The sequence below is a fragment of the Candidatus Thiothrix putei genome, from assembly GCA_029972225.1.
GTDB classification, from domain to species: Bacteria; Pseudomonadota; Gammaproteobacteria; order Thiotrichales; family Thiotrichaceae; genus Thiothrix; species Thiothrix putei.
Genome location: CP124756.1, coordinates 2,544,730 through 2,559,982, shown reverse-complemented (window position 1 = coordinate 2,559,982; position 15,253 = coordinate 2,544,730). Strand labels below are relative to the sequence as shown.

The window sequence follows — 15,253 nt, the reverse complement described above, 5'->3', positions numbered from 1 at the left end:
GACATCGTGATCGGCACGCACAAGCTGTTGCAGGACGATGTGCATTTCAAGCAACTGGGGCTGGTGATTATCGACGAGGAACACCGCTTCGGAGTGCGCGACAAGGAGCAGATGAAAAAGCTGCGTGCCAACGTCGATATGCTGACCATAACCGCCACGCCGATTCCGCGCACGCTGAATATGTCGCTGTCGGGCTTGCGCGATTTGGTGCGCGGGAATTGTCACGCGGCGGGCAGGTGTACGTGCTGAATTGAAAGCGGCATCGACGTGCCGACCGCCAACACGATTTTGATCAACCGTGCCGACAAGCTGGGGCTGGCGCAGTTGCACCAGTTGCGCGGGCGGGTCGGGCGTTCGCACCACCGCGCTTATGCCTATTTGATTGCGCCGCCGAAATCCGCGCTCACGCCGGATGCGGTCAAGCGGCTGGAAGCGATTGAATCGCTGGAAGAACTGGGGGTCGGTTTCACGCTGGCGACGCACGATCTGGAGATTCGCGGCGCGGGCGAATTGCTCGGCGAAGGGCAAAGCGGGCAGATTCAGGAAATCGGTTTCAACCTCTACAACGACCTGCTGGAACGCGCGGTGAAGGCGTTGAAATCGGGCAAAGTGCCGGAACTGAGCGCGACCAGCCGCCGCACTACGGTGGAATTGGGTGCGCCTGCACTGATCCCGGACGATTATTTGCCGGATGTCCATGCGCGGCTGATCCTCTACAAAGTAAACGGTCATTCTAGCCCGTCGTTGACATCCGCAAACAAATCCGAGCGCAATGGCTTATCCGCAAACCGTTGTTTCCAACATCTTGGCGTAAGGTCTTGCACCTGAGAAGCGGGATGCTCACTAACGCGCAACAGAACATCCATCAGATAGACATACGGGTTAATGTCATGCAGGCGGCAGGTGGTGATCAGGCTTTGGATGATGCCCACGTGTTCCGCGCCGAGTTCTGTCCAGCAGAACAACCAGTTTTTCCTGCCCATGGGGATGGGCCGCAGGGCGCGTTCGATGTGGTTGGTATCCATTGGCACGTCGGGATCTTCCAGAAACACGCGCAGTTCGTGTTCGCGGCGGATGACATAACCAAGGGCTTTGGTCAGCGGGTTGGAGGGGACTAAATCGGTACGTTGTAATTGGGTTTGGCACCATTCAAAGAACTGGTCGACCAACGGCTTGCTGTGGGTGAGGCGGTAGGTACGTTTGGCTTCCCCGTCGAGTTTTTTCTCGTTAATCTGGGCTTCGTGCTGATAGAGTGCCGCGATAGTGTCAAGGGCTTGGCGTACTGCTTGTGGTTCAGCGGTTTCGGCGGCAATGAAGGTGCGACGGCTGTGTACCCAGCATTGGGCATGGGTAATCTTGTCATTGGCGTTGACGTAACTGGCATAAGCACGGTAACCGTCGCTGAGCAGTGTGCCGCTGAACTGTTGGCGAAGAGTCTTTTCAATGTGTTGCCGCCCACGGCTGGCGGAGAAGGTGAAGACGATTTCGTCCTGATCCCCGTACAGCGGCCAGAAGTAGCCTTGCTTCATCTTGCCGTTGCCTGCGGGGCTGGCTTTGATGGGGGTTTCGTCCATCGCCAGCAGCTTGCTTTGCAGTACACTGGCGAGTTGCGCTTCGGCAATGGGTTTGAGCAGGTCGATGGCACGTTTCACCGCATTGGTCAGCGTCGTGCGGCTGAGGGTGATCCCCGCTTGGGTCAGGCGTTGGTGCTGGCGGTACAACGGCAGGTGGTACTGGAACTTGTCCACCAACATCCCCACCAAAAAGCTGACATCGGTGACACTACGTTCCAGCACGTTGGCGGGTGCAGGGCTGGGAAGTGGTGGGTTGCTGAGCGAAGCCGAAGCACTGCCCTTACGTTTGATGACCGGGCGCTCGTATTGCAGGATGAGGTAGCTGGCAGGGCGTTGCGCCACCCGATGGGTCACCTGGGTGCCGATCACCTCATACTGGTCAGCCTCTTCCCCCTGAAGTTCCGGCGGGGTGAGGTGAATCACCTTGACCGGGACATCGGCGGTAAAGCGTAACCCGCTGTCATTCACGCAGTCATCCGGGCGCAGCTTGGGGGCTTTACCGCGTTGGTAGGTGACGGTAATGCTTTCACCCTCGGGTGCGGCAACTGGGGCGACTGCGGGGGCAAACAACGGCAACTGCGCCACCGGTATCTCAACCGGACGCTTTTCCGATTTGCTGCCAAAGACCTGTTGCCTGAACCACACCAGTTGGCGTTTTAATTCAGAAACTGCCTGTTGCAGGACGGCATTGTCTGCACGTAACCCCGCATTTTCCTCACGCAACGCCAGCATTTCCGCCACAATCGGCGGCATGGGAACGCTGGTGTCAGACGGGGTGGATGGCTTTAAAATCATGGGCTTATTATACCAGAATGTGGCTGCACAGGATACTGGTAACGCTTGAATTGTCTGGATTTTTGCACCTCAATGCCTGCTAAAATCAACTGCAAATCCGTCCGGGTCAGTTCGCGCTGCCCGCTAGTTGTCGGCTGCACCCGGTATTGCCCCTGCTCCAAGCGTTGGCTCCATAAGCAATAGCCGCTGGGTTCAAAATAGAGGATCTTCATCTGGGTTTTACGCAGGTTCACAAACACGAAATAATGCCCACTCAGGGGATTTTGCCCTAACTGGTTTTTCACCAAAGCGGTCAGCCCCGTAAAGCTTTTGCGCATGTCGGTGGCTTGGGTGCATAGCCAGATGCGGGCGGTGGCGGCGGGGGCAAACATCAGCGTTGGCTCAGGCGTAGTTCAACACCATTCCCCAAACTCAGCACAATGTGCCAGCCTTGCCCCAGCGCGGCATGACCCGCCGATAATGCTCCCAAGTCGATGAAGGTATTGGCGGGAACGGCTGGTTCCTCCACGCCATCTGCGGAGCGTAGACGCTGCCGCCATTGGCAAAAACTGGCGTAACCGATACTGTGCTGTTCACAAAATGCCGGGGCGGATAAGCCGCTGGCTTGCCATTGGCTAATGAGGGTTTGCCATTCGCTGGCACGGCGGTGAGGGCGTTTCATTGAGGTTTCCTTCGGTTGTTCAGGTTGGAAACCAGTTTAGGACGTGGAAATCGCGAGGGCTAGACGTGCTGAAATGGTCGCTTACTTTCAACCGCAGGAGGGTGTGAACAAAAGTGCGGTGTCCTGTAGACTAAGATGGCATCCCCTAAAACCAGAGAAAAAGGACTTTCCCATGTTGACAGTTAGCTCCCGCGACCAAAAACTTTTAGAAGCCTTGAACCGCAACCCCGCATTAAAAGCTCGGATGGAAGGGCTAATCGAGGTGGTTGAAAATGCCGGTGATGACATTATCAAAGCAGCAGACGCCGAACAGCGGGTGATAGAAGAACTGCGCCAAATGGGAAATGATGCGATCACTGCATGGGCAAACAAACGTGTAGAAAAATGCACAGCCCCAGCCTGTGAAGAAGGCATTGGGAAGTATGTAAAGAGTGGAAAAAAAACTGTCATTGGCACACGACCTACGGAAAAATCCACATAAGCGAACCGGTCTACCGGATTCCCGGCAAGCGTGTCCGCCCCTTTAGCCAGAGTGCCGAGGTTGTTTGCCGAGGCTGTTCGCTCCCGCTGCAACGGGCGGTGACGGACTTTGGGGCGGACTGTTCATTTGCTCAAGTGCCTGATAAATTAGAAGAACATTACGGGATACGGCTGGCATCCACCAGCATCCGACACATCACCGAAGGTCACGCCAAACGCATCCATGAATCCCAAGTGTTGATAAAAGACTATCCAAGCACGTTGGGAAAAGCCTATGTCATTGCCGAAATGGACGGCAGCATGATCCCCATCGTCGAGATTGACGAAACAGCCCCCGACAAGCGCAAAGGCAAAAAGGAAAGCTGGAAAGAAGCCCGCCTGTGTCTTGCCCACGCCAAAGGCAGTGCTACGCCAACGTTTGGCGCAATATTCGGTGGCACGGTAGAAGATGCTGGAAAAATCTTATTCGACACCGCCTGCCGTGCTGGATTTGGAAAAAGCACGTTCCTCCATGCGGTGGGTGATGGGGCAAGCTGGATCAACCGTCAAGTGGATGAACAATTTGGCACACAAGGACATTACCTGATTGATTTTTATCATGTTTGTGAATACCTATCAGCAGCATCCGCAAGCTGTTCATGCCTCAAGGACAAGGATAAATGGTTTGCCAAACAGAAAAAAGCCCTACAGGATGGTCAAGCTCAAGCGGTCATCGACACACTGAAACCTTTCCTCGAAGCAGAAACGGTAGAAGACAGTAACGCCCCAGTACGAGCTTGTCACCGTTACCTGAGCAACCGCATTGAGCAACTGGATTACCCGACAGCAAAATCCCTCGGATTGCCCGTGGGGTCGGGCGAAATAGAAAGTGCACACCGTTACATCATCCAGCAACGCTTAAAAAAATCGGGGGCATGGTGGAAAAGTGATAATGCGGCGGATATGTTGGCGTTGAGGGTCATGCGGGGAAACCAGCAATGGAAGCATTATTGGCGAAACACCGCTGAGGCGGCATGAGGTTTACCGCACTTTTGTTCACACCCACCGCAGGATTCCATATATTAATGTAACTTTCCGCTCCCATATTGGCAACAGACCTGCTCGCATGACCATAATAATGTGCTTCATATGCAGCCGCCGCGTAAGCGACCATTTCAGCACGTCTAGCCCTCGCGATTTCCACGTCCTAAACTGGTTTCCAACCTGAACAACCGAAGGAAACCTCAATGAAACGCCCTCACCGCCGCGCCAGCGAATGGCAAACCCTCATTAGCCAATGGCAAGCCAGCGGCTTATCCGCCCCGGCATTTTGTGAACAGCACAGTATCGGTTACGCCAGTTTTTGCCAATGGCGGCAGCGTCTACGCTCCGCAGATGGCGTGGAGGAACCAGCCGTTCCCGCCAATACCTTCATCGACTTGGGAGCATTATCGGCGGGTCATGCCGCGCTGGGGCAAGGCTGGCACATTGTGCTGAGTTTGGGGAATGGTGTTGAACTACGCCTGAGCCAACGCTGATGTTTGCCCCCGCAGCCACCGCCCGCATCTGGCTATGCACCCAAGCCACCGACATGCGCAAAAGCTTTACGGGGCTGACCGCTTTGGTGAAAAACCAGTTAGGGCAAAATCCCCTGAGTGGGCATTATTTCGTGTTTGTGAACCTACGTAAAACCCAGATGAAGATCCTCTATTTTGAACCCAGCGGCTATTGCTTATGGAGCCAACGCCTGGAGCAGGGCCAATACCGGGTGCAGCCGACAACCAGCGGGCAGCGCGAACTGACCCGGACGGATTTGCAGTTGATTTTGGCGGGCATTGAGGTGCAAAAATCCAGACAATTCAAGCGTTACCAGTATCCTGTGCAGCCACATTCTGGTACAATAAGCCCATGATTTTAAAGCCATCCACCCCGTCTGACACCAGCGTTCCCATGCCGCCGATTGTGGCGGAAATGCTGGCGTTGCGTGAGGAAAATGCTGCCCTGAAACAGGATATAGCTGAATTGAAACGCCAATTGGCGTGGTTCAGGCAACATGTCTTTGGCAGCAAATCGGAAAAGCGTCCGGTTGAGATACCGGTGGCGCAGTTGCCGTTGTTTGCCCCCGCCGCCGCCCCGGTTGCCGCACCCGAGGGTGAAAGCATTACCGTCACCTACCAACGCGGTAAAGCCCCCAAGCTGCGCCCGGATGACTGCGTGAATGACAGCGGGTTACGCTTTACCGCCGATGTCCCGGTCAAGGTGATTCACCTCACCCCGCCGGAACTTCAGGGGGAAGAGGCTGACCAGTATGAGGTGATCGGCACCCAGGTGACCCATCGGGTGGCGCAACGCCCTGCCAGCTACCTCATCCTGCAATACGAGCGCCCGGTCATCAAACGTAAGGGCAGTGCTTCGGCTTCGCTCAGCAACCCACCACTTCCCAGCCCTGCACCCGCCAACGTGCTGGAACGTAGTGTCACCGATGTCAGCTTTTTGGTGGGGATGTTGGTGGACAAGTTCCAGTACCACCTGCCGTTGTACCGCCAGCACCAACGCCTGACCCAAGCGGGGATCACCCTCAGCCGCACGACGCTGACCAATGCGGTGAAACGTGCCATCGACCTGCTCAAACCCATTGCCGAAGCGCAACTCGCCAGTGTACTGCAAAGCAAGCTGCTGGCGATGGACGAAACCCCCATCAAAGCCAGCCCCGCAGGCAACGGCAAGATGAAGCAAGGCTACTTCTGGCCGCTGTACGGGGATCAGGACGAAATCGTCTTCACCTTCTCCGCCAGCCGTGGGCGGCAACACATTGAAAAGACTCTTCGCCAACAGTTCAGCGGCACACTGCTCAGCGACGGTTACCGTGCTTATGCCAGTTACGTCAACGCCAATGACAAGATTACCCATGCCCAATGCTGGGTACACAGCCGTCGCACCTTCATTGCCGCCGAAACCGCTGAACCACAAGCAGTACGCCAAGCCCTTGACACTATCGCGGCACTCTATCAGCACGAAGCCCAGATTAACGAGAAAAAACTCGACGGGGAAGCCAAACGTACCTACCGCCTCACCCACAGCAAGCCGTTGGTCGACCAGTTCTTTGAATGGTGCCAAACCCAATTACAACGTACCGATTTAATCCCCTCCAACCCGCTGACCAAAGCCCTTGGTTATGTCATCCGCCGCGAACACGAACTGCGCGTGTTTCTGGAAGATCCCGACGTGCCAATGGATACCAACCACATCGAACGCGCCCTGCGGCCCATCCCCATGGGCAGGAAAAACTGGTTGTTCTGCTGGACAGAACTCGGCGCGGAACACGTGGGCATCATCCAAAGCCTGATCACCACCTGCCGCCTGCATGACATTAACCCGTATGTCTATCTGATGGATGTTCTGTTGCGCGTTAGTGAGCATCCCGCTTCTCAGGTGCAAGACCTTACGCCAAGATGTTGGAAACAACGGTTTGCGGATAAGCCATTGCGCTCGGATTTGTTTGCGGATATCAACGACGGGCTAGAATGACCGTTTACGCCGCCGCTGTTGCAGGCGCAGATACATCTCCAGATAATATATCTTTTTTACCTTTTGGATATTTCCTATGAAATGAAGCTATATCATCGAAATTAGTCAATACATCTAAACTTAGACGTACAATCGGAACACTATCTACAGGACAGCCTCTATCATCTGAGGGTATATCACTGAACATCGGATCACTTGAGTTAACAGAAGGATTCAAATCAAGAGGGACAATTGTTGGTTGCCGAGGAATATCTTTATTTTTTAATCCTTTCCCTTTGAGAGATGGCTGACCTTCGATTTTGACACAATCAATAATCTGCCCCGCAGAGTTTTGGAACGTGTCAACTATATCTTTTTTATCATAGAGGTCATCTATGTATTTTTTGAATTTCTCAATTTGTTCTGGTGAATGTACTTTTTTGCTAGGTGGATTGGCAATTGTAATGTTTGGAATAGCCAATGATAACCCAACCAAAACACTAAGATACACTTTATTAATCATAATAACATTCCTTTTCCTTATTAAATACAAAACACATTTTAAAAATCCACACAAAAGCAACAACCATCTCTATGATGCTTAACATCACTACTTTGTATTAGTGTTACCCTCAATCAGACAGTTTTCCCACCAATATAAATAATACATTCACCGCAAAATTGAACTATTTTCAATTAAAAATAATTAATATTTAATAAACAAATTATATTCTTTAATTGTATTTTTTTCAACCCCTTGTTGCAAAACTTATAGGTTTTTCCAGAAATATAATAGGTGGAAATTTCCACATTGACTTTTATGTGGAAATATGAAGCTAATGGCGATTGCGCCGACGACCTTACTGGCACAGCAGCATTTGAACAATTTCCGTGACCGTTTTGCCGATTGGCCGTTCAATATCGAATCGCTGTCGCGCTTCAAGACCGGCAAGGAAACCAGCAAGGCACTGGAGGCACTCGCCTCCGGCAAGATCGACATTGTGATCGGTACGCACAAGCTGTTGCAGGACGATGTGCATTTCAAGCAACTGGGGCTGGTGATTATCGACGAAGAACACCGCTTCGGGGTGCGTGACAAGGAGCAGATGAAAAAGCTGCGTGCCAATGTCGATATGTTGACCATGACCGCGACGCCGATTCCGCGCACGCTGAATATGTCGCTGTCGGGCTTGCGCGATTTGTCGATCATTGCTACCCCGCCGACGCAACGCCACGCGATCAAAACCTTTGTGTGCGAGTGGAACAAGACCATCATTCAGGAGGCGTGTGCGCGGGAATTGTCACGCGGCGGGCAGGTGTACGTGCTGCACAATGAGGTCAAAACCATCGACAAGGTGGAGCAGGAACTGAGCGCAATGTTGCCCGGTGTGACGGTGCGCCATGCCCACGGGCAGATGCGGGCGAACGATCTGGAAAGCATCATGAGCGATTTTTACCACCAGCGTTTCCAGATTCTGATTGCGACCACCATCATTGAAAGCGGCATCGACGTGCCGACCGCCAACACGATTTTGATCAACCGCGCCGACAAGCTGGGGCTGGCGCAGTTGCACCAGTTGCGTGGGCGGGTCGGGCGTTCGCACCACCGCGCTTATGCTTATTTGATTGCGCCGCCGAAATCCGCGCTCACGCCGGATGCGGTCAAGCGGCTGGAAGCGATTGAATCGCTGGAAGAACTGGGGGTCGGTTTCACGCTGGCGACGCACGATTTGGAGATTCGCGGCGCGGGCGAATTGCTCGGCGAAGGGCAAAGCGGGCAGATTCAGGAAATCGGTTTCAACCTCTACAACGACCTGCTGGAACGGGCGGTGAAGGCGTTGAAGTCGGGCAAAGTGCCGGAATTGAGCGCCACCAGCCGCCGCACCACGGTGGAATTGGGTGCGCCTGCGCTGATCCCGGACGATTATTTGCCGGATGTCCATGCGCGACTGATCCTCTACAAACGCATTGCCAGCGCGGAATCGCAGGCGGCACTCGACGAATTGCGGGTGGAAATGATCGACCGCTTCGGGCTGCTGCCAGAGCCGACCAAGACGCTGTTCAGCGTCACGCGGGTCAAACTGCTGGCACAGGAACTGGGCATCCGCAAGCTGGATATGCACGTCAAGGGCGGGCGGATTATCTTCGACGACAAACCGAATATTGACCCGATGAAGGTGATTACGCTGATCCAGAAACGCCCGTGGGTGTTTAAGCTGGATGGGCAGGATAAGTTGCGGTTTGAGATTGAACTCCCGACCGTGGAGGAGCGGGAGGAGTGGGTTATTAAGTTGATGGGGGAGATTGCCGCCTGACCTAACCCATTAGGTAAAACGGCAATCCCACCAACAGGCAGCTATTGGGCTTGGTAGAGTTGTGACTAAAAATCAGAAAAATCTCTGTGCTTTTAAAGAATTAGCGGTAGCATCAGTGAGATACATCTTTGTGCCTGGTATCCCTATCGTTCCACTTCGGATGAAAAAGCAGTCTCCTTCCCTATAAGTTACCGATCCACTCTTAGTATCCTGTATAGAAATCTCTTGACATACTTTTATATAGCCGTGTCGAGCATGTATACGGTCACCAGAACAGAAAGAACATTCAAAAGTATCAGTACGCGAAACATACCCATCTTGTCCCCGTCTTTGAGTGCTGTGTCTAGTAATCAATCCACTACCACCACATGCTTCGCACTTTGGAACATAGTAGGCATACCATTTACGCTCCTCAATTGCGAAATCGGCATTTCCACAATTCGGACACGTTCTCGCAGTTGGAGCTAGATCCCGCTTACAATATTTACAATATCCCATCGTTTTCCTCACTCAGTAAAAATATCCAATCGGTTCTTCTTTGGCTTGTCGCGAATCTTGCCTGATTGTTTTCACAATCACGCCGCCAGCAGAACCTGTTCTTCCACCATTTCAGGCAAGCTAATCCGCACAAAAAACGCTTGCGGGTACAAATAATCCTCGCCCGACTCATCCACCACCCGAACCATCCCCAACTGCTCACTCTTCGGGTCAGGCAGCACTTCGTACAACTTGCGCAGTTCCAGTGACGCTTCGTAATCTTCGTTCTTGATGCAAATGGCGAATGTGTGTCCAGACATAACAATTACTCGATGAAGTATTTGATTTTGAATTCTTTCTTGCCAATTCCGCTGGCTTCGTACCAATGGATTTCAGCCTGATGCAATGAGCCATCCGGCAAGCGGATTTCGGCAAAGCCCTTACGCTTGCGCCAGTGATCGCCCCTTGTACAACTTACGCAACATGACTGACAGCTTAACCCAATTTATAGCCAAAAATAAAGCACTGAAATAATCCCGACAAATCCCGTCTGGTGTATACTGTTCCTCATGAAACCAAGCGTTTACATCGAAACCACCATACCCAGCTACCTGACAGCATGGCGCAATCCAAGCCTGCTGATGGCTGCCCACCAAGAGGCAACCCGCAACTGGTGGGATACGGTACGATTTGACTATGACCTGTTCATTTCGGAATTCGTCATGGCAGAATGCGCCAGTGGTAACGCGGATGCTGCGGAACGCAGGCTTGCCGCCATCCAGAACCTGCCGGAACTGGACATTTCCAGCGAAGTTGAACCCTTGGCACAACGACTATTGGCGGGTGCGGCGTTACCCGAAAAGGCAAAACTGGATGCATTGCACATTGCAGTTTCCACCATACACGGGATTGACTACCTGTTGACGTGGAACTGCAAACACATTGCCAATGCCATTACTCGCCCGAAAATCGAATGGATTTGCCGGGCAGCAGGCTACGAACCGCCCGTTATCTGCACCCCACTTGAGCTGATGAGGGACTAACCATGTTACAAGACCCGATTGTGGAAGAAATCCACCGCATCCGTGAAGAATACGCCAAACGACTAGGCTACGACCTGCACAAAATCTGTGAAGAAATGCGCCAGCGTCAAGCACAGGCAGGTCGCAAAGCCGTCACCCGTATGCCGCGTAAACCACGCATCCAGCCACAAGCGGCGTAAGGGCTGTACGGGTTTATGTCCGCATCGGTAGCACTCAAGGCAAAGAACACCCCATCCCCCGGCACTGTCGGACGCGGTAAAGCTGTCACCCTCGACAGCCTTCCCACCCACACGCATTGGACAGACGGGCAAGTCAGCCTCCACCTCGGCGACAGCCTCAACCACTACGCCCAATGGGACACCCCAACCGTCATCGTTTCCGACGGCGCGTATGGCATCCTCGGCTTTGAAGGCGACACCTCCGACCATCTTGGCATCGCCGCATGGTACGAACCGCACATTCGGGCATGGAGCCAACACGCCACCGCGCAAACCACCCTCTGGTTCTGGAACTCCGAAATCGGCTGGGCAAGCGTCCACCCCGCGTTGGAACGCCACGGCTGGCGTTACGTCAACGCCAATGTCTGGAACAAAGGCAAAGCCCACATCGCAGGCAACGTCAACACCGCCAAAATCCGCCGCTTCCCCGTCGTCACCGAAATGTGCGTCCAATACGTGTTTGAAGCACGGCTCGACAACCTCAGCTTGCAGCAATGGCTCTACCGCGAATGGAAACGCACCGGATTGACCCTGCGCCAAGCCAACACCGCCTGCGAAGTCAAGGACGTAGCCACCCGCAAATACCTCGACCAAGGCCACCTCTGGTATCCGCCACCGCCAGAAACCTTCGCCAAAATGGCAATTTACGCCAACCAGCATGGCAACCCGGCAGGTCGCCCCTACTTCTCCCGCGACGGCATACGTCCGATGACCGCCGACGAATGGGCAAGCCAACGCAGCAAATTCCACTGCCCCATGGGTTTCACCAACGTCTGGGAACGCAATCCCCTCAAAGGCGCAGAACGCATCCGCGTCCCCGAAATCAGTGGCAAAGCCGCCCACCTCAACCAAAAACCGCTGGACTTGATGGGCATGATCATTGAAGCCGCCAGCGACGCAGGCGACGTAGTGTGGGAACCGTTCGGCGGTTTGTTTTCAGCATCATTGGCAGCAAAACGCGCCGGACGCAAAGCCTTTGCCGGGGAACTCGACCCGACTTATTTCCAACTTGGTCTGGAACGCTTCATGCCGCGCCAGTCCACTCTGTTTTAAGCATCAGCGCACCACGTTACCATTGGGCTGGATACCGAATTGCGCCGCCAGTATCGCACTGATGCTGGCATCGTCACCCTTGGCAAGCAAACGATTCCACTCCCCAACGGTACGCCCCTGAAAGTCAGCCGCATAAATCTCCGTCTTAAAACGCTCAATAGCCGGGTGAGCAATGCGGTCAAGTTTGGCAAAGTTGGTATCCAAACGGTACGGAAACTGTGCCAACAATGCCCGCAACAGGGCTTGATATTCACGGGTTGGCAAATAAGCCGCACCACCAGCGCCCCAATTTTGCACTATTTGTTGTGCCAGAACATACTGCGCGGCAGTGCCTTGGAACTTATAACCGTTGGTATTAGTTTGCTGCAAGTTGGAAGTCCGTGCTGACGTATCCTCCGGCTCTATACCTTACAGCGTCAAGACCTGAACATTTTTAAAGGTTTGAAAATTTGTTGTCATCAACTGGGTCAGTTCTTTCTTGTGATCGGTATCCAGCTTGTCGAGACAGTTGGTGATGGCCGCCTTGAAAGCGGGAAACTTATCATAGTATTTCGAGTACAAGCATTTTTTCTTGACGAACTTCCACAACCGTTCAATCAGATTGAGGTTGGGTGAATAGGTCGGTAAAAATAATAGTTCAATATTGAGCCTTTTCGCACAGGCAAACACGGCTTCACAGCGTTGATACTTGGCATTATCCAAGACCAAAGTGATCGGTATTTTGAGTGCTAACGCTGCAATTTTTTCCAATAATTCACACACGCTGTTAGCGTTGATATAGGAGTCGTTAGTGATCGTGATGAGTTGTAGCGTTATCGCATTGAGTGCGCCCAATACGTTGTAGCGTTGTCGACCACAGGGGGCTTTGATGAATACGCGGGAAAATGACCACAAAAACCCCAGAAACGGTGCTAACACGAAGTGGGCGGCATCGACAAAAAAAGGGCGCGTTTGCCCTCCTTAGCCTCCTGAATGCGCGGTTTTAGTTCATTTTCCAGGAACTTTTCTTGTGCTTCCACATCAGCTTTGGCGGGTATCATCCCCACTTTATGGATGTCCATCCCTATTTTCTTCATAAAGACACGTACCCTGTCCTCACTGCGTTTGATGCCTGTCAGCTCCTCAATCTTAGCGGCTGCCGCCTTGCTGGTTGCGGGGGGATATTCACGAAAATAGGCTTCAATCTTGTCTTTATATGCCATCAAATCACTCTGTGGTTTATTGAATCGTATTTCTTTAAGAGCTTCTAAACCGTTAGGTTGTAGGTAGGCGTTTAGGTAGGCAAGCAGCGTGGCTTCTGTAATCCTTTCCAATCGTTTGATTTCCTTATGCGTCAACTGTTGGGATTTCAGGTACAGCACGGACATTTTCTTACGGACTCTGGGATGAGGATGGCGCTCCTTCCAGTAGAACAGCTCCGCTATCTCATCCTCAGTGAAAGTGATTTTTAATGTCATACATTACTCATGGCTGCTTTTGTTACCAGTCATCTAACCATATTTCCCTGATCAAAAAAACTATTTTATGGCACGGACTGGTATAGCTGAACTAAAACGTCAATTGGCGTGGTTCAGGCAACAGGTCTTTGGCAGCAAATCGGAAAAGCGTCCGGTTGAGATACCGGTGGCGCAGTTGCCGTTGTTTGCCCCCGCCGCCACCCCGGTTGCCGCACCCGAGGGTGAAAGCATTACCGTCACCTACCAACGCGGCAAAGCCCCCAAGCTGCGCCCCGATGACTGCGTGAATGACAGCGGGTTACGCTTTACCGCCGATGTCCCGGTCAAGGTGATTCACCTCACCCCGCCGGAACTTCAGGGGGAAGAGGCTGACCAGTATGAGGTGATCGGCACCCAGGTGACCCATCGGGTGGCGCAACGCCCTGCCAGCTACCTCATCCTGCAATACGAGCGCCCCGTGATCAAACGCAAGGGCAGTGCTTCGGCTTCGCTCAGCAACCCACCACTTCCCAGCCCTGCACCCGCCAACGTGCTGGAACGTAGTGTCACCGATGTCAGCTTTTTGGTGGGGATGTTGGTGGACAAGTTCCAGTACCACCTGCCGTTGTACCGCCAGCACCAACGCCTGACCCAGGCGGGGATCACCCTCAGCCGCACGACGCTGACCAATGCGGTGAAACGTGCCATCGACCTGCTCAAGCCCATTGCCGAAGCGCAACTCGCCAGCGTACTGCAAAGCAAGCTGCTGACGATGGACGAAACCCCCATCAAAGCCAGCCCCGCAGGCAACGGCAAGATGAAGCAAGGCTACTTCTGGCCGCTGTACGGGGATCAGGACGAAATCGTCTTCACCTTCTCCGCCAGCCGTGGGCGGCAACACATTGAAAAGACTCTTCGCCAACAGTTCAGCGGCACACTGCTCAGCGACGGTTACCGTGCTTATGCCAGTTACGTCAACGCCAATGACAAGATTACCCATGCCCAATGCTGGGTACACAGCCGTCGCACCTTCATTGCCGCCGAAACTACTGAACCACAAGCAGTACGCCAAGCCCTTGACACTATCGCGGCACTCTATCAGCACGAAGCCCAGATTAACGAGAAAAAACTCGACGGGGAAGCCAAACGTACCTACCGCCTCACCCACAGCAAGCCGTTGGTCGACCAGTTCTTTGAATGGTGCCAAACCCAATTACAACGTACCGATTTAGTCCCCTCCAACCCGCTGACCAAAGCCCTTGGTTATGTCATCCGCCGCGAACACGAACTGCGCGTGTTTCTGGAAGATCCCGACGTGCCAATGGATACCAACCACATCGAACGCGCCCTGCGGCCCATCCCCATGGGCAGGAAAAACTGGTTGTTCTGCTGGACAGAACTCGGCGCGGAACACGTGGGCATCATCCAAAGCCTGATCACCACCTGCCGCCTGCATGACATTAACCCGTATGTCTATCTGATGGATGTTCTGTTGCGCGTTAGTGAGCATCCCGCTTCTCAGGTGCAAGACCTTACGCCAAGATGTTGGAAACAACGGTTTGCGGATAAGCCATTGCGCTCGGATTTGTTTGCGGATGTCAACGACGGGCTAGAATGACCGTTTACCATCACCCAGTACTTCCAGTTTGCCCGCGCCGGGAATACGCGCATCGACTTCTTCGCTGGAGAACGTTGCTACCCAGCGATTCCAATCA

General features: G+C 53.3%; 11 protein-coding genes and 6 pseudogenes. 10 read left to right on the top strand and 7 right to left on the bottom strand.

Annotated features, from left to right (window positions below):
- Window positions 1-720 (top strand): annotated as a pseudogene (locus QJT81_13175) (hypothetical protein).
- An 8-nt stretch (window positions 721-728) separates the two neighbouring features.
- On the opposite strand, the gene QJT81_13170 reads toward QJT81_13175, so the two are convergent.
- From QJT81_13170 to QJT81_13160, 3 genes are read right to left on the bottom strand one after another with little or no spacing between them, the layout of a single operon-like run.
- Window positions 729-2,369, bottom strand: coding sequence for an IS66 family transposase (locus tag QJT81_13170; GenBank protein ID WGZ92789.1), 1,641 nt, complete (start codon window positions 2,367-2,369; stop codon window positions 729-731).
- Window positions 2,366-2,740 (bottom strand): IS66 family insertion sequence element accessory protein TnpB, encoded by a 375-nt coding sequence (tnpB, locus tag QJT81_13165; GenBank protein WGZ92788.1) that lies wholly within the window; start codon window positions 2,738-2,740, stop codon window positions 2,366-2,368. Before tnpB (QJT81_13165) ends, QJT81_13170 begins: the two co-directional genes overlap by 4 nt.
- A complete protein-coding gene (locus tag QJT81_13160; GenBank protein WGZ92787.1) occupies window positions 2,740-3,030 on the bottom strand; it encodes an IS66 family insertion sequence element accessory protein TnpB in 291 nt (96 codons plus the stop codon). Before QJT81_13160 ends, tnpB (QJT81_13165) begins: the two co-directional genes overlap by 1 nt.
- Window positions 3,031-3,202: 172 nt before the next feature.
- On the opposite strand from QJT81_13160, the pseudogene QJT81_13155 reads away from it, so the two are divergent.
- The 4 genes and pseudogenes from QJT81_13155 to QJT81_13140 all read left to right on the top strand — a co-directional run bounded on the left by QJT81_13155 (window position 3,203) and on the right by QJT81_13140 (window position 7,017).
- Window positions 3,203-4,527: pseudogene (locus tag QJT81_13155) on the top strand (UPF0236 family protein).
- A 209-nt stretch (window positions 4,528-4,736) separates the two neighbouring features.
- Complete coding sequence (locus QJT81_13150; GenBank protein WGZ92786.1) at window positions 4,737-5,027, top strand: IS66 family insertion sequence element accessory protein TnpB; 291 nt, start codon at window positions 4,737-4,739, stop codon at window positions 5,025-5,027.
- Complete coding sequence (gene tnpB, locus QJT81_13145; GenBank protein ID WGZ92785.1) at window positions 5,027-5,401, top strand: IS66 family insertion sequence element accessory protein TnpB; 375 nt, start codon at window positions 5,027-5,029, stop codon at window positions 5,399-5,401. Before QJT81_13150 ends, tnpB (QJT81_13145) begins: the two co-directional genes overlap by 1 nt.
- A 77-nt stretch (window positions 5,402-5,478) precedes the next feature.
- Window positions 5,479-7,017, top strand: a pseudogene (locus QJT81_13140) (IS66 family transposase).
- A 4-nt stretch (window positions 7,018-7,021) separates the two neighbouring features.
- Here QJT81_13140 and QJT81_13135 read toward each other — a convergent pair.
- On the bottom strand, window positions 7,022-7,519 hold the full coding sequence (locus QJT81_13135; GenBank protein ID WGZ92784.1) for a hypothetical protein: 498 nt from the start codon (window positions 7,517-7,519) through the stop codon (window positions 7,022-7,024).
- 322 nt (window positions 7,520-7,841) lie between these two features.
- On the opposite strand from QJT81_13135, the pseudogene QJT81_13130 reads away from it, so the two are divergent.
- A pseudogene (locus QJT81_13130) lies at window positions 7,842-9,311 on the top strand (helicase-related protein).
- 575 nt (window positions 9,312-9,886) lie between these two features.
- Here QJT81_13130 and QJT81_13125 read toward each other — a convergent pair.
- Window positions 9,887-10,108: a hypothetical protein gene (locus QJT81_13125; GenBank protein WGZ92783.1), complete on the bottom strand. Its 222-nt coding sequence runs from the start codon at window positions 10,106-10,108 to the stop codon at window positions 9,887-9,889.
- A gap of 249 nt (window positions 10,109-10,357) precedes the next feature.
- Between QJT81_13125 and QJT81_13120 the strand changes: the two genes are divergently transcribed.
- The 3 genes from QJT81_13120 to QJT81_13110 are packed head-to-tail and all read left to right on the top strand — an operon-like array spanning window position 10,358 to window position 12,102.
- Window positions 10,358-10,831, top strand: coding sequence for a type II toxin-antitoxin system VapC family toxin (locus QJT81_13120; protein ID WGZ92782.1), 474 nt, complete (start codon window positions 10,358-10,360; stop codon window positions 10,829-10,831).
- A 2-nt stretch (window positions 10,832-10,833) separates the two neighbouring features.
- Window positions 10,834-11,010, top strand: a complete 177-nt coding sequence (locus QJT81_13115) for a hypothetical protein (GenBank protein WGZ92781.1) — start codon at window positions 10,834-10,836, stop codon at window positions 11,008-11,010.
- A 15-nt stretch (window positions 11,011-11,025) separates the two neighbouring features.
- A complete protein-coding gene (locus tag QJT81_13110) occupies window positions 11,026-12,102 on the top strand; it encodes a DNA methyltransferase (protein WGZ92780.1) in 1,077 nt (358 codons plus the stop codon).
- Between the two features lie 3 nt (window positions 12,103-12,105).
- Here the strand turns inward: QJT81_13110 and QJT81_13105 are convergent, their stop codons facing one another.
- Both QJT81_13105 and QJT81_13100 read right to left on the bottom strand, forming a co-directional pair.
- A complete protein-coding gene (locus tag QJT81_13105; GenBank protein ID WGZ92779.1) occupies window positions 12,106-12,471 on the bottom strand; it encodes a hypothetical protein in 366 nt (121 codons plus the stop codon).
- Window positions 12,472-12,510: 39 nt separating this feature from the next.
- Window positions 12,511-13,559, bottom strand: a pseudogene (locus QJT81_13100) (IS630 family transposase).
- Between the two features lie 85 nt (window positions 13,560-13,644).
- On the opposite strand from QJT81_13100, the pseudogene QJT81_13095 reads away from it, so the two are divergent.
- Window positions 13,645-15,156 (top strand): annotated as a pseudogene (locus QJT81_13095) (IS66 family transposase).
- The last annotated feature ends 97 nt before the right edge of the window (window positions 15,157-15,253 follow it).

Bases quoted from the DNA above. Each gene is read 5' to 3' on its own strand.
- QJT81_13170 (WGZ92789.1), bottom strand. From the start codon at position 2,369: ATGATTTTAAAGCCATCCACCCCGTCTGACACCAGCGTTCCCATGCCG.
- tnpB (WGZ92788.1), bottom strand. From the start codon at position 2,740: ATGTTTGCCCCCGCCGCCACCGCCCGCATCTGGCTATGCACCCAAGCC.
- QJT81_13160 (WGZ92787.1), bottom strand. From the start codon at position 3,030: ATGAAACGCCCTCACCGCCGTGCCAGCGAATGGCAAACCCTCATTAGC.
- QJT81_13150 (WGZ92786.1), top strand. From the start codon at position 4,737: ATGAAACGCCCTCACCGCCGCGCCAGCGAATGGCAAACCCTCATTAGC.
- tnpB (WGZ92785.1), top strand. From the start codon at position 5,027: ATGTTTGCCCCCGCAGCCACCGCCCGCATCTGGCTATGCACCCAAGCC.
- QJT81_13135 (WGZ92784.1), bottom strand. From the start codon at position 7,519: ATGATTAATAAAGTGTATCTTAGTGTTTTGGTTGGGTTATCATTGGCT.
- QJT81_13125 (WGZ92783.1), bottom strand. From the start codon at position 10,108: ATGTCTGGACACACATTCGCCATTTGCATCAAGAACGAAGATTACGAA.
- QJT81_13120 (WGZ92782.1), top strand. From the start codon at position 10,358: ATGAAACCAAGCGTTTACATCGAAACCACCATACCCAGCTACCTGACA.
- QJT81_13115 (WGZ92781.1), top strand. From the start codon at position 10,834: ATGTTACAAGACCCGATTGTGGAAGAAATCCACCGCATCCGTGAAGAA.
- QJT81_13110 (WGZ92780.1), top strand. From the start codon at position 11,026: ATGTCCGCATCGGTAGCACTCAAGGCAAAGAACACCCCATCCCCCGGC.